15 protein-coding genes are annotated in these 13,782 nt (G+C 58.2%); 5 read left to right on the forward strand and 10 right to left on the reverse strand.

What is annotated here, in order from left to right; genetic code table 11:
* Positions 1-25 precede the first annotated feature (25 nt).
* Positions 26-1,444, reverse strand: coding sequence for an amidase (locus O3A94_14125; protein MDA1357389.1), 1,419 nt, complete (start codon positions 1,442-1,444; stop codon positions 26-28).
* 4 nt (positions 1,445-1,448) lie between these two features.
* Positions 1,449-1,649 (reverse strand): hypothetical protein, encoded by a 201-nt coding sequence (locus O3A94_14130; protein ID MDA1357390.1) that lies wholly within the window; start codon positions 1,647-1,649, stop codon positions 1,449-1,451.
* Between the two features lie 114 nt (positions 1,650-1,763).
* Between O3A94_14130 and O3A94_14135 the strand changes: the two genes are divergently transcribed.
* Both O3A94_14135 and O3A94_14140 read left to right on the forward strand, forming a co-directional pair.
* Positions 1,764-3,167: an MmgE/PrpD family protein gene (locus O3A94_14135; GenBank protein MDA1357391.1), complete on the forward strand. Its 1,404-nt coding sequence runs from the start codon at positions 1,764-1,766 to the stop codon at positions 3,165-3,167.
* Positions 3,168-3,189: 22 nt separating this feature from the next.
* Positions 3,190-3,882, forward strand: a complete 693-nt coding sequence (locus O3A94_14140; GenBank protein ID MDA1357392.1) for a Sua5/YciO/YrdC/YwlC family protein — start codon at positions 3,190-3,192, stop codon at positions 3,880-3,882.
* Positions 3,883-3,901: 19 nt separating this feature from the next.
* Here the strand turns inward: O3A94_14140 and O3A94_14145 are convergent, their stop codons facing one another.
* Positions 3,902-4,834, reverse strand: coding sequence for a hydroxymethylglutaryl-CoA lyase (locus O3A94_14145; protein MDA1357393.1), 933 nt, complete (start codon positions 4,832-4,834; stop codon positions 3,902-3,904).
* Between the two features lie 33 nt (positions 4,835-4,867).
* A complete protein-coding gene (locus O3A94_14150) occupies positions 4,868-6,067 on the reverse strand; it encodes a CaiB/BaiF CoA-transferase family protein (protein MDA1357394.1) in 1,200 nt (399 codons plus the stop codon).
* Between the two features lie 153 nt (positions 6,068-6,220).
* Between O3A94_14150 and O3A94_14155 the strand changes: the two genes are divergently transcribed.
* Positions 6,221-6,856, forward strand: a complete 636-nt coding sequence (locus O3A94_14155) for an isochorismatase family protein (GenBank protein MDA1357395.1) — start codon at positions 6,221-6,223, stop codon at positions 6,854-6,856.
* Positions 6,857-6,871: 15 nt separating this feature from the next.
* On the opposite strand, the gene O3A94_14160 is transcribed toward O3A94_14155, so the two are convergent.
* From O3A94_14160 to O3A94_14180, 5 genes are read right to left on the reverse strand one after another with little or no spacing between them, the layout of a single operon-like run.
* Positions 6,872-7,159: a hypothetical protein gene (locus tag O3A94_14160; protein ID MDA1357396.1), complete on the reverse strand. Its 288-nt coding sequence runs from the start codon at positions 7,157-7,159 to the stop codon at positions 6,872-6,874.
* 12 nt (positions 7,160-7,171) lie between these two features.
* A complete protein-coding gene (locus tag O3A94_14165) occupies positions 7,172-8,044 on the reverse strand; it encodes an NAD(P)-dependent oxidoreductase (protein ID MDA1357397.1) in 873 nt (290 codons plus the stop codon).
* The gene (locus O3A94_14170; GenBank protein ID MDA1357398.1) at positions 8,037-8,435 is read right to left on the reverse strand and encodes a carboxymuconolactone decarboxylase family protein; all 399 of its coding nucleotides are present in this window, start codon (positions 8,433-8,435) and stop codon (positions 8,037-8,039) included. The genes O3A94_14165 and O3A94_14170 overlap by 8 nt, the downstream gene beginning before the upstream one ends.
* Before the next feature lie 50 nt (positions 8,436-8,485).
* Positions 8,486-9,397, reverse strand: coding sequence for an aminotransferase class IV (locus O3A94_14175; protein MDA1357399.1), 912 nt, complete (start codon positions 9,395-9,397; stop codon positions 8,486-8,488).
* 52 nt (positions 9,398-9,449) lie between these two features.
* The gene (locus O3A94_14180; protein ID MDA1357400.1) at positions 9,450-9,938 is read right to left on the reverse strand and encodes an acyl-CoA thioesterase; all 489 of its coding nucleotides are present in this window, start codon (positions 9,936-9,938) and stop codon (positions 9,450-9,452) included.
* 390 nt (positions 9,939-10,328) lie between these two features.
* Here O3A94_14180 and O3A94_14185 point away from each other — a divergent pair, with 390 nt between their 5' ends.
* Together O3A94_14185 and galE are read left to right on the forward strand one after the other, a co-directional pair.
* Positions 10,329-11,351: a TIGR03032 family protein gene (locus O3A94_14185; GenBank protein ID MDA1357401.1), complete on the forward strand. Its 1,023-nt coding sequence runs from the start codon at positions 10,329-10,331 to the stop codon at positions 11,349-11,351.
* Positions 11,352-11,366: 15 nt separating this feature from the next.
* Positions 11,367-12,350 carry a UDP-glucose 4-epimerase GalE gene (gene galE, locus O3A94_14190; protein ID MDA1357402.1) on the forward strand — a complete coding sequence of 328 codons (984 nt, stop codon included), beginning with the start codon at positions 11,367-11,369 and terminating at the stop codon, positions 12,348-12,350.
* Between the two features lie 16 nt (positions 12,351-12,366).
* On the opposite strand, the gene O3A94_14195 is transcribed toward galE, so the two are convergent.
* A complete protein-coding gene (locus O3A94_14195; protein MDA1357403.1) occupies positions 12,367-13,554 on the reverse strand; it encodes a glycosyltransferase family 4 protein in 1,188 nt (395 codons plus the stop codon).
* Positions 13,555-13,782 lie beyond the last annotated feature (228 nt).

The raw sequence follows: 13,782 nt of genomic DNA on the forward strand, positions 1-13,782 counted from the left end.
ATATGTCTTAATAATACGAAAATTCTCAGGCGCTCATTTCAGGCACCCGCGTGTGCCAGTCGGTCATGCCTTGGTAAGCGTGACCCATTTGGAACAGCTGCGCTTCCGAGAACGGTCGGCCCATGAGTTGGAATCCGGCTGGCAGGCCGTTAGCTGTAAAGCCGCAAGGCACTGCCAGGGCCGGGATGCCGAGATAATTGTTGGAGCGCGTTGTCCAGCTTAGGCCGGCAACCATTCCGGCCATGCCTTGACCCGCCGCCATGTCGGTGTCGGCTAGGCTCGGCACAGGCATGGAAAGCCCCGGCGTGTGCAACACATCGACCTTGGAGAACACCGTCTCGGTGAAGTCGCGCAACAGCTTTGCCCGCATATCAAGGGCACGCAGATATTTTGCCGCTGGAATATAGATCCCGGGTTCATAACGGCTACGCACTTGTGCTTGGTAGTCTTCGGGGCGCTCGCGCAGCCATTTTTCGTGAATGGCGACCGCTTCGGCGACGAACACGATATTGGATAAATGTGTCGGCACATGCATGTCGGGTACGTCCACTTCAACGATCTCGACACCGAGGTCGCGGAACACGGCAAGACAGTCCTGCTGTAATTTTTCAACTTCTGGCGTGATCACGTCATAGTAATAATTCTTTGGCACGCCAAGTCGGAGCCCCTTCACCGGCGCTTTCAGACGGGTTTCGTAATCCGGTACCACGCGGCGACTGGTCGTCGGGTCGAGCGCATCATGCCCGGCCATGATCCCAGTGAGGCGGGCGTTGTCGTGCACGGTGCGGGTGAGCGCGCCGACCGTATCCATGGTATGGGAGAGCGTCATTAGGCCGTAGCGGCTGACTAGGCCGTTGGTAGGTTTCAGCCCGACTAGACCGTTGATGCTGGAAGGAATGCGGATCGAGCCGCCGGTATCGGAGCCGAGGCCGCCATAGACAATACGCGCCGCGACCGCGGAACCGGTGCCGCTGGAAGAGCCGCCGGTAATATATTCCGGATTCCACGGATTGTGGTTGTCGCCCCAATGCTCGTTGTGCCCGGTCGGGCCGGTAGCAAATTCTGCCATGTTGAGGCCGCCGAGATAGATGCTGCCGGCGTCCAATAGCCGCTTCAGCGCCGTGCTATCATGATCGGCGACGTAATCCTTGCGGATTTTGGAGCCGCAGGTGCTGCGTTTGCCGGCTCGGTAATACATGTCCTTATGGGCCAATGGCACGCCATGGAGGGGCCCGCGCAACTCGCCCCGCGCCAGCTCGGCATCGGCCCGCTTGGCATCCGCCAGCGCTTCATCACCAAGCAATTGGATGAAGCAGTTGAGCACCGGCTGCAGCGCTTCGGCGCGTGCGATGCTGGCCCGCACAACTTCGACCGAAGAAATATCCTTGCGTCGGATCGCCTCTGCGGTCTCAACCAGCGACGCGTTCAGAATTTCAGCGCTCATTTCCTTAATCCCCAGCCAGTTCGTCGAGCGCGCGTGCCATATTCGAGGGCTCAGCTTCGAGCGCGAGCCCCTCCGATGCCTGATCGAGCGCGCCGATCAGCACGTTCAGCGTGGCCGCCAGTTCTTCGGCGCGCGCTGGCGCCGGCAATGTGCCGCCAAATTCGCGCGCCTGAGCGAGAACGAGTTCTTTAGTGATCTGCGCCATCGGATTTTCCTGTGATATTGGTCCGGACAACCTAGCATTTTATATACAGCAGTTCGATATCCGTGCGATAAAAAGAGCGCGCGAAACAGCAGCAATATGAGGATAACAGCCGGCGTGACGAAAAGCCCTCCGGATCGTGACCTAACCGCCGTGCTGGCCGAGAATTTGGCCGCGCTAAACTACGAAACGCTTGGTGCTGCAGATCGTACACAGATCAAACGCCTGGTTCTGGATCATGTCGGCGTGTGCCGGCGTGGCGCCGAGCAGCCGTGGTGCTTGGCTCTCAGGGAGTGGGCCGGGCGTTATGTCGGCAGCGGCAACAGCGTGGTTTTCGGCACCACACTCCGCACAGCGCCAAATGTAGCGGCCCTGGTTAACGCCAGCGCCGCACATGGCATGGAGCTGGATGATACCCATGACAGCTCGGTCAGCCATCCCGGCGCTGTGGTCATCGCGACGGCACTGGCGCTCGGCATCCACCATCAGGCTAGCGGCGGCGAAATCATGGCCGCTATTGCCGCCGGATATGAGGCGATGGGTAGGGCTGGGCGCGCTGTCGGTGCTTCCGATGTGATCGAATTTGGCTATCACCCGACGGCCCTTTTCGGCGGCTTCGGCGCCGCCGCAACAGCGGGTAAACTGCTCGGCCTCGACGGGCGTGGCATCGCTTCCGCTTGGGGCCTGATGCTTTCCATGGCCGGCGGCTCGATGCAATTTTCCGAAGATCCGCTCGGCACTACGGTCAAGCGGCTGCATGGCGGCTACGGCGCGCATAACGGCATTCTCGCGGCGGAATTCGCGGCCCTCGGCATCGCCGGTCCATCGCGGGCGCTTGACGGCCGTTACGGCTTGGGCCGCTTGTTCGGCCAACATCCTAACTTCGAGGAACTTGCTAGACCGGGTGGCGCACCGCTCGAAATTCACCGCATCAGCATGAAGCCTTATCCATGCTGTCGGCTGTTTCATTCCACCATCGATGCGCTCCGGGAAGTGACGGAAAATTTCTCCCTCGATCCCGGCCACATTTCGGAAATTCGTGTTGGCGGGCCGGCCATCATGTGTACCCAACACATGCTGCGCCGCCCGGTATCGGTGATGGCGGCACAATACAGTCTGCCCTTTTCGCTGGCGGCGAGCCTGATATTTGGCCCTGATGTGTATGAGGCTTACGGCGAGGATAAGTTCGACGACGTGCGAATTCTTAGTCTGGCCGACAAAGTCGAAGCGGTCGAAGACGGAGAGATGGAGGCCGCGTTTCCGGAGCATTTTGGCAGTTGGGTAGAACTGCGAACGCAGAGTGGGGAAACCCGGCGTGCCGATATGCTCGACAGCATTGGCACGCCCGCCCGGCCAATGGACGCTGCGGCGCTGCAAGACAAGATCGCCGGCCTGTTGGCCTCTCTAAAAGCGGTGCCCGAAATTGGTGAAATCACCGGCGCGGTAGAAACATTAGAGCAGGAAGGCGGGCCCGCGCGCCTGGTTTCTCTGTTTGCGATGGCTGAACACAAGGCGGTATGAGGAAGAAATGCAAGCATATGACATGAAAAAGGACGCCGCGCGCGTTGTTGATGCGGTTGAAGCGGGCGGTGTCGCCATCGTGCCACTCGATGTGGCGTACGCCATCACCGGCAATAGCGAGGGAGCGATGCGGCGGATCTTCACCGCCAAAAATCGTAGCTTCGAAAAGCCGAGCGGAATGCTGAGCAACTGGCAACTGTTCAACGATATTCAGATCTGCGGCGAGCGTGAACGTGCGGTTGTGAATTGCATCATCAATGAACATGACCTGCCGATGTCGACAGTGGCACCGTTCCACGCCGACCATCCGCTGTTTACCAATGTCGCGCCGTTCGTGATCGGCCATTCCTCAAAGGCTGGCACCATCGATATGCTGCTGAACGCGGGCGAGTTGCATAACGAGCTGACCGGCCAGGCCTATGTGCGCGGGGTGCCGTTGTTCGGCTCCTCGGCCAATACGTCGCTACAGGGCAGCAAGTACCGCCTCGAGGATATCGAAGCGCCGGTGCGCGAAGCCGCCGATATCGCGCTCGATCACGGCACCAGCAAATACGCCAACGATGAGGGCCGCTCCAGCTCGATTATCGATCTACGCGATTTCAAGACCATCCGCATCGGCGTCAACTATGAACGCATCGCGGAAATCCTGTTGCAGAAATTCGATATCGACCTTCAAGCCAATGGTATGGCGGGAGAGCGCGCCGCCATGGGCTGAATAGCCCGATAGTGCACGCCTATTCCGCCGCTGCGCTCGCTTTGGCCTGACGTCGCCGCTCCTGGCTTTCGATCCAGGTGAGAACGCGCCCGCCGAGCTTCAGTTCGGTGTGTTTTTCTGCCACGGCCACCGCTTTGCGGAGGCCACTCATATCGATACCGGTGTTGTAGCCGGAGCGCTCGAGCATGTGCACGACGTCTTCTGTCGCCACATTTCCGGTGGCGCCCGGTGCAAACGGGCAGCCTCCCAAGCCGCCAATCGCGGTATCGAACTTGCGCACGCCGCACTCGAGCGCTGCCCAGGTGTTGGCCAGCGCCAAACCGCGGGTATCGTGGAAATGCCCAGCCAGACGCTCAGCGCCGTAGCGATTGGCGAGAGTCTCGAAGATGAATTTTACTTGTGCCGGGTCGCCCGAACCGATGGTATCCGCAACCGCCACTTCGGCGGCACCGGCTTCGAACATGCGCGCCGCCAGATCGAACACTACTTCCGGCGCGACATCGCCCTCAAATGGGCAGCCGACCGCGGTGGAGATATAGGAGCGCGGCTTAATGCCTTCTCGGACCGCGCGCTTGATGACGGCAATATTGACTTCGGTCGCGCGTTCCAGCGACATGCCGATATTTTTCTGATTCATTTCTTCCGTCGAGCCCAGCACCAGTGCGATTGTTTTGGCGCCCGCAGCGACGGCGCGCTCATAGCCTTTCTCATTCGGCACCAGCGCTTCGAACGTGACGCCCTTATCTAGCGGTAGACGGTTATACAGCTCAGCCGCATCGGCCATTTGCGGCACCGCCTTCGGCGAGACAAAGCTCGTGACCTCGACCGAACGAACGCCCGCAGCTATGAGGGCATCCAGCATTTCGAGCTTGCCCTCGACTGGCACATGGCGCGGCTGATTTTGCAGGCCGTCGCGCAGGCCGACTTCGTTGACGATCACTTTATCGCTCATTAATTCATTCCTTTCCGCTCTTTGGGGCCACGCCTAGCCGACCGTGCCGGCGGCCCGCAATGTCGCTATATCGCTTTCGCTTTTGCCCAGCAGATCGCGCAACACGTTGTCCGTATGCTGGCCGAGAAGCGGTGGCGGCGCATATGTATCCTCGTCTGAGGCGCTCATCTTAATCGGGTTGCCCGTCATTTGCACTTCCCCGCCCTCGGGGTGGTTCACCGTCACCACCATATTGCGCGCCCGCACCTGGACGTCGTTCAAAGCATGTTCAAGGTCGTTGACCGGAGCGCACGGGATCTTGACCTCGGCCAGTTTCTCCAACCAAAAATCGCAGCTCTCCTGCTTAAGGCGGGCGCTGATTTTTTCCTCAATGAAGTCCTTGGCCGCGAGGCGTCCCGGCTGCAGGTCGAAGGCTTCGTCCTGCAATTCGTTAATCCCCATCATGTTGCGAAACCGCATCCAAGTCTCATTGGTGATAATAGCAATGATCAGCCACAAATCTTTGGTCGGATAGGTGTTGTAAGGCACATGTACGAAATGGGAATTTCCGATGGCGCTCGGCACATCGCCCGATAGGAAATACATGGTCGCCATATAGTTAATTAGAGAAATTTGGCAATCCTGCATGGAGATGTCGATATGCTGACCGCGCCCAGTGCGCTCGCGTGCATGGAGTGCTGCGAGCATGCCGACCGCGCTGAACATGCCGCCGCCGAGATCGCCAATCGGAATGCCTGCCCGCGTCGGCGGGGCGCCGGCCTGCCCGGTGATCGACATGCCGCCGCCATAACCTTGCGCCACCATGTCGAAAGCAGGGCGCTGATAGGCCGGGCCGGATTCGCCAAACCCGGTGACGCTGCATGTGATGATGCGCTCGTTCACCTTCGAGAGCACGCCGTAATCAATCTTGAGCCGCGCCGTCACGCCGGGGCTAAAATTGCTGAGCACGATATCGGCCTTTTTCACCAATTCGTAGAACAGCGCCAGCCCGTCTTCACTCTTCAAATCGATGCAGACGCTTTCCTTGTTGCGATTTAGCGTCAGGAAATAGGCGCCCATGCCGTTCAGTGAATTTTTCGGGTCTTTGGCCAATAATCCGCGCGTTAGTTCACCTTTGCCCGGCGGCTCGACTTTGATCGTCCGCGCCCCGAGATCAGCCAGCAGCATACCGCCGAACGGTCCTGACAGCATATGCGTGAGGTCGATAACGATCAGGTCGGACAATGCTTTCATTCTGCGCATCTCCTGTGGGCGTGCGGTGTTTTCATGTTGACAAAGGTACGGACAAATCTATGGAATAAGCCCATTGTGGTCAATGTGGGTGGCCGCTGCGGGCTGTCATTCTGGCAGGCCGAGTTGGCAATGCAGCGAAAGGGAGTGCACGTCGTGGCAACTGATGCATATAAAAAAATTGGGTATGGCGATCGGGAGATCGGATTTGGACGCCGCCCCGCCGTGATCGTGGTGGATTTTCAGCGCGCCTTTACGGACCCGGACATGGAGTTTGGCGGTTGCGAACTGGTGCAGCGCGCTATTGAGAATACGGCGCGCGTTCTAGAAGTCGCGCGCCGTGCCAATGTGCCGGTAGCCAATTGTTACACCGCCTATCATTCCGAGCGCGACATGCCGCCGTGGAAGATTGGCCCGGTGCATGAGTCCTTCTATTACGGTGATCCGTGCACCGAGATCGAGCCCAAGACTTCCGATCCAAACCATGATTTCATCTTTTGCAAAACCGGCCCGTCGATCTTTTTCAACACCCCGTGCACGACACTTCTGGCCAAGAACGGTATCGATACGACGATTATCACCGGCTGCATGACGAGTGGCTGCATCCGCGCCAGTATCATAGATTCTTTCAGCCATGGTTACCGCACCATGGTGCCGGAAGATTGTGTCGGCGATGCGGAGGAGGGGCCGCACCGCGATAATTTACGCGACGTCAGCCGGCGCTACGCCGATGTTATAGATTCCCAGACAGCTATTGATTATCTGGAAGACTATCGCACGAGTAACAACTAGCAGTGGGCCTGTTGTTCAGCACGCCGGCTTGATCTGAATGCCGGCTGTGTGTGGCGCCGCGGCGACCGCGCGCCCAGCGCCTTTTCGTTCATGTACCCGTACGGGTGTGTCGTCGCACGCGCGGTAGGCGCTCATGGCGCGTGCCATGGCAAGCGCGGCGCGTTGCGTGGCGCAGCCACAGACAAATGAGAGCATTTCCATACCGCGTGCATTGGTCTCGCCGCGAACGACGCGCCAGACCGGCTGTTCGCCGAAAAGGCCCTCCGTCACAAAATAATGTCGCGCAATATAATCTTCTGCCATGGCGAAGCCGCTCTAGGATTTGCGTTCCACAGTGAACGGATAAATCTTGGTGAAGTCCGAATCCGGCTTTTCCTTGAACATGCGCCCCCACACCTGTTGCAAGAGCGTATCACTCAACAGATGTGGAGCGTTCATTTCCTTGCAGGCTTCGACATAGAGCGTCAAATCCTTAGTCATCAAACGCGTCGCGAATCCAGAATCGTAACTCTCGGGGAGAATGCGATTGGGAAACTTATCGGTGATGGCCGTGTTCGTGCCGCTCGAGACCGAGACCGTGTCGATAATCGTTGCCATATCGAGGCCTTGAGATGCGCCGAACGCCATTGCCTCGCTGGTAGCCGCCATCGCCATGCCGGAGAGAAAATTATTCAACAGCTTCATTGCCATGCCTTGGCCAGGTTCGGTGCCGACATGGCGGGCATTCTTGGCCATCGGTAGCAGCAATGGTTTGAGGCGAGCGAACAAGGCCTCAGGCGCGGCCACCATCATCGCCAGCGTGCCTGCGCGCGCACCCGATGCGCCGCCACTTACCGGACCATCGGCATAGGCTATTCCGGCGTTCGCCAGCAGGTCATGAGTGGCGCGGGATTCGCTGACGCCTGCGCTGGTGTTGTCCACCACCACGTTAACAATGCGCCCGTCCGTAGCGATCAATTCGCGCGCCACTTTTTGAACCGTCGGTCCGTCCGGCAGGCAGAGGAAGACGATCTCAGCCTGTTGCGCGATTTCGCTGACGCTTGACGCGTGCTTGGCCCCTTTGGGCGCGCGGTCCGTAGTGCCGGCGGCATCAAAACAAATCAGCGGGTTTCCGGCTGCCGCCAAATTGACGGCCATCGGGCCGCCCATATTACCGAGGCCGACAAAGCCCAGGAGTTGCTCAGTCATCGCCGCTTGTCTCCGCGGCTTCGAGCTCGTCCATGACCCGCCGGCCAATGCGGAACGCCTCGACCGCTGCCGGAACGCCGCAATAGATGCCGATTTGCAGCAGTGTTTCCTTGATTTCTTCGACCGAACAGCCGTTCCGAAGCGCACCCCGGAAATGTAATTCAAACTCGGCCGGCCGGTTGAGCGCAGCTAGCATGCACAGATTGTTGAGGCTGCGCTGCTTGCGTTCCAGCCCTGGCCGCCCCCAAACCGCGCCCCAGCAATATTCCGTCATGAACTCCTGGAAATCTTTGTTGAAGTCAGTGGCCCCCTTAAGGGCGCGATTCACATATTCCTCGCCGAGTACCTCGGTACGAATCTTGACGCCTTTTTCGAACATTTCGTTGGGCATTTTTTCTCTCCTGCTGGGCTGGTAATTACTGGATATGCGGCCTATGCGGCTTATGCGACTTTGCGTTCTTCTAATATTTCCTCAGCGCGGATGCCGCCCCAGCCGGATTCGCGACGCCGCCAATATTCTTCATTGAGCCGCGTGGTCAACAGGCCGGGCGCCCCATTGCCAAGGGTCTTGCCGTCAACCTGTGTGATCGGGGTGATGCCGCCTGCCGTGGTGCTGGTGAAAGCTTCATCGGCGCCCTGCAGATCGCTCGGCAGGAGTGGTTGTTCGCTAGTCTCTACACCCAAATCCGCTGCGAGATCGAACACTGCGCGGCGTGTCACCCCTTCAAGCAGATTGCCGCGTGGCGTGAATAATTTGCCGTTTTTGGCGAGCCAGATGTTGAATCCTGGCCCCTCGGATAGGAAGCCATCGGGCGTGCAGAGGAGAGCAGTATCGCCACCTTTTTCATAAGCCTCCAGCAATCCTCTGGTGAGATCCATCCAGTTAAAATTCTTTACCCGCGCGTCGATGGCGCCCGCGGGCACGCGCTGATTTTCGGTGATCACCACGTTCACGCCGGTGGTTTGCTTGTCTTTCCCGAGCACCCAGTAGTAGGGCACGCAGACCGCCATGAGACCGTTTTTACATTTGCGTATGTCGCGGTTGGCTAAATCGAGGAAAGGGCCACGTGTCGCCATCAGAGTGACGCAGGTGTCTTCGAACTCCGAACGCACAATGCATTCCGCAACGATGTGTCGGATATCATCGACTGTGTAGGGCGGGGCGAGCTGCATGGCACCATACGAGGCCTCAAAGCGTCGCAAATGATCATCGATCCGGAATATATAGCCCTTACAAGAAGATAGCGTGTCATAGACCACATCGCTCTTGGTGAATGTGGGTTCCATAATGGAGATCTTCGCTTCATTCACGGGAACGAATTGATCGTCGATAAAAGCGATGCTTTCAGCCATGTCATCCTCTCTTCGGGTCGGGCCAGTGGGGTCGTTGACCAGTATTAGAGCATTAAAATTCTCGTCCCTCAAAGCCGGTGATCGATGCGCGCATGGCGTCTGAGATACGTTGTTTCTCGCCGGTCACCGTAACGACCATGACGAGGAGGGATGTGGATTGGCAGGTTAAGCCCTTTTCCGCGCTCCAGGCGCCGTACTCGAGCAAGATGCTAGTATTGCCGATTTTCAACGCACGCACAGTGATGATCAAACGCTCGTCGTAAAACACGGGCTGCTTATATTCGGCTTCCAAGCGCGCAAGCACGCAGCCTGTCGAATCCGGCGCTGGCGCCGACATGCCGTGATGCATCATGTAGCCCAGGCGCGCGTCCTCGAAATAGCGCAGAAAAACCGTGTGATTGAGGTGACTCAGGGCGTCCAACTCGCCGAACAGAGCACGGCGCGCCAAAGCAAAGCGCCAGCCGGCCTCAATATTGAATTCGCCAGCGATATCCAGCCGCTCTTTCAAGTCTATGAACGGCTCGAATGGGTCTCTCTTCATCGTAAGCTCCGGCCAGATGATGGATGCGGTGCGGTTCTATCAAGGGTGCCGATATCGCACAAGAACAGTGAGCTAGCGCAGGTCGCCTAATTAATTTACGATTTTACCGAGCGAACCCTTTATGATCCCGCGTGGCGGAAACGGGTCGCAAGGTCTGCCGTTAATATCCTTTTGTTTCAAATCGAGCAGGAATTGGGAATGGCTGAAGAAAACGGCGGAGCGAAGCCCGGCGGAAAATATATCACAGTGCCGTCGACAGCGGCGATGCGTCAATAAGGCGTGGGCGGGCAGGCTGGCAGTGCGGCGCAAGGCGCCCAACAGCAACAGCCGGCAAAGCAACAAGCCAATCAGGCCGCGCAGGCGCAGGCCAAGCAGGGCAAGATCGAAATCATGGCGTCGCGCCAATTTACCAATTGGTTGGCCGATCAAAACGCGAGCATCGCGTTTACCACCTATCAGGTGGGTAAGGTTTTCCTTCTTGGCCTGCGCGAAGATAGAAAGATTTCACTGTACGAGCGCACGTTCAATCGCTGCATGGGCCTCTACGCGGATCAGAATTCGATGTATTTGAGTTCGCTCTACCAGATTTGGCAGTTTCAGAATGTCCTGGCACCCGGACAAAAGCGCGATGGATTTGACCGGCTCTGCGTGCCTCAGGTCTCCTACATCACTGGCGACATCGATGTTCACGACATCGCCATCGACAAGCACGGCCGAATCATTTTTGTGAACACATTGTTTTGCTGCCTCGCGACGGTCAGCCATACGCACAGTTTCGCACCGATCTGGCGGCCGAAATACATTTCCAAACTGGCGGCGGAGGATCGTTGCCATATGAACGGCATGGCGATGGAGAACGGCTCGCCAAAATATGTGACTTCGGTCGGTATGTCGGATGCTGCCGATGGCTGGCGCGAGCATCGCGCGAGCGGCGGCGTGATCGTCGATGTCGAAAGCAATGAAGTGGTCATGACCGGCCTCTCTATGCCCCATTCGCCGCGCATGCATGAGGGCAAACTTTATGTGCTCAACTCAGGCACCGGCTATTTCGGTACCATCGATGTGGACAAGGGCAAGTTCGAACCTATCGCGTTTTGCCCGGGGTATATGCGCGGCCTTGCGTTCATTAATGGCTTTGCCATTATTGGCATGTCGAAATGCCGCGAGAATCGGACCTTCTCGGGCCTCGATCTCGATGACAATCTGACCAAGCGTAAGGCGGAAGCACGCTGCGGCGTATTCGTCGTGGATCTGAGCACCGGCGATCTGGTGCAATGGGTACGCCTCGAAGGCGCTGTCTCTGAAATGTATGATGTTTCCGTCATTCCTGGAGTCGTTCGTCCGATGGCGTTGGGCCTGCGCCAGGAAGCGATTCGCCGCACTATCTCGATTGGAGATCCGGTAAGTTTGTAAAACCGGGACGGCGGCATGGCCACGGTCCTCGTCACTGGCGGAGCGGGATATATAGGCAGCCACGCGTGTAAGGCGCTTGCCGCCGGAGGGCATTTGCCAGTCGTTTACGACAATCTCGAAAACGGCAATGAATGGGCCGTCCAATGGGGACCATTCGAGAAGGGCGATATAAGGGAGCGTTCGCACCTCGATGAGGTGTTTGCTCGACACAGGCCCGATGCGGTGATGCATTTCGCCGGCTATATAGAAGTTGGTGAATCGGTGCGCCAGCCGTTGCGTTTTTACCGCAACAACGTCGTCGGCAGTCTCGTTCTATTGGAAGCGATGCAGGCCGCCTCGGTCAGGCATATCGTCTTTTCAAGCACCTGTGCGGTGTACGGCGCACCCGATGTGACACCGATCAGCGAAACCACGCTTTTCGCGCCGATCAGTCCCTATGCGCGCAGTAAGTTGGCAGTGGAGTATATGCTCGAGGATTGCCGCACCGCGCATGGTCTAAGCTATGCCGCGTTGCGCTATTTCAACGCCGCAGGGGCCGACCCTGAAGGGCGCATTGGCGAAAGCCATTCGCCCGAGACACATGTGCTTCCGATTCTCATAGACACGGCGCTCGGCAGGCGCACGCATTTTTCCATCTTCGGCAACGATTATCCCACACCCGACGGCACCGCCATCCGGGACTATGTTCATGTGGATGACCTCGCCTCCGCTCATCTATTGGCGCTGGAGCATTTGCTCGCGGCCGACGATGCTTTGGTGCTCAATCTCGGCACCGGCACGGGCTGTTCGGTGCGTGAACTAGTGGATGCGGTCGCCCGCATCACCGGAATCAACATCCCGGTGAGGGAAGAAGCGCGCCGCCCAGGCGATCCGCCGACCCTCGTCGCTGATCCCACCCGCATCAATAAAATACTCGGTTGGCGCCCGGCCTATACCGACATCGAAGCCATTATCGCAACCGCCTGGAAATGGCACGCCGAAACGAACGCCGACGCTTAGCAAGCGCGCATACTCTTCATTCATATTCGGCGATGGTCTGTTTATAGACTTCCATTAAGCGGCTGTAGTTGGCCTCCGGTGTGTAGAGCGTTTCATATTGGCGCCGTGCGTTTTGGCCCATACGCTCCATGTCTTCGGGGTGCGCTGCCGCCCAGGCCACTGCTTCGGCCAGCGCCTGGGGATCACCGGGCGCGAAATGAAGGCCCGTCTCACCATGCGTGATAACGTCCTCCGCCGCGCCGAGCTTGGCCGCGACGATCGGCAGGCCGGCGGCAAATGCTTCGATAAAGGTGAGTGGAAAACATTCGTACCAGATGGAGGAAAAAACTAGGAAACTGGCGCGTCGCATCTCGCGATAGACCGCTTCGGCGTCGAGCAGGCCGAGGTGCGTGACGCCATATTTCTCAGCATCTACAACGAGATTGAGGAGCGGCCCGGAGCCCGCTACCTTGAGCGGCGTCGGAATGTTCCGCCAGGCATCCATGAGGACTGCAATTCCTTTCCACGGAAGTAAATGGCCGACGAACAACGCGCCCGAACGTGCGCTGTCGGCCATCTCAACATCCGCTGCGGCTTGCCATTCCGGCTCGGGCGGATAGGAGAAATTGGGCTTCACCGACATGCGTTTTTCGCTGTAGCCGCCCTCGACATATTTGCGTTTGCCAAATTCTGTCAGCGCTATGAAGCGGTCCACTTTGGTTTGCCAGGTCTTGCGTTTGCGGTGATATGCAATGGTGCGTGAAATCGGCAGAGTTTTAAGGGCCGAATCCTCATAGCAGCGGTGCAGCACGCCGAGATAGGGCGAGCCATGCATGCAGTCCTCGCATACACGTCCCTCCCGCATAAACGTGGCATTGGCGCAAATACCGCGGAAATTGTGCAGCGTCTGAACCGACGGCGTGCGCGCCTTGCGGCAAGTGTCGAAGATGGCGGGCGTCAGTACATAGTGAAAATTATGAACGTGAACGATATCCGGATGGTAGGTGGCTATGGCCTGCGCCACTCTGCGGGCGCCGTCTTTCGAATAGGGCATGCGAAGGGCGGCGCGGAACTTGTCCAGACCCTTTCCGATTTCGTCATTATGCGCGGTGAATTGATGAACCTCGTGGCCGTGCGTACGCAATAGACGGGACTCATTGTCCATCACCCGGTCCTCGCCGCCGCGTCCGCCCTGATATCTGTTGTGGACCTGAAGAATGCGCATGCCGACACGGCTCCTATCGCCTCGCGGGCGCTCTTACCGCGGCTGATCTTTGCCGGCAGTAGATAAACCAAGCCGATGGCGATACCAACGGCAACAATCAGAATGGCGGCACGATGGCGCGCGAGACGCCTCGCCCGTAATTACTCTGCGTCGTGGTGAAAGGCACCACATTGAATGTTAAACCGCCCATCACCAAAGGCTTGAAGAGGCAGGGGGTTGCGCCAATTC

The organism is Pseudomonadota bacterium, assembly GCA_027624955.1.
Taxonomy (GTDB): Bacteria; Pseudomonadota; Alphaproteobacteria; order UBA828; family UBA828; genus PTKB01.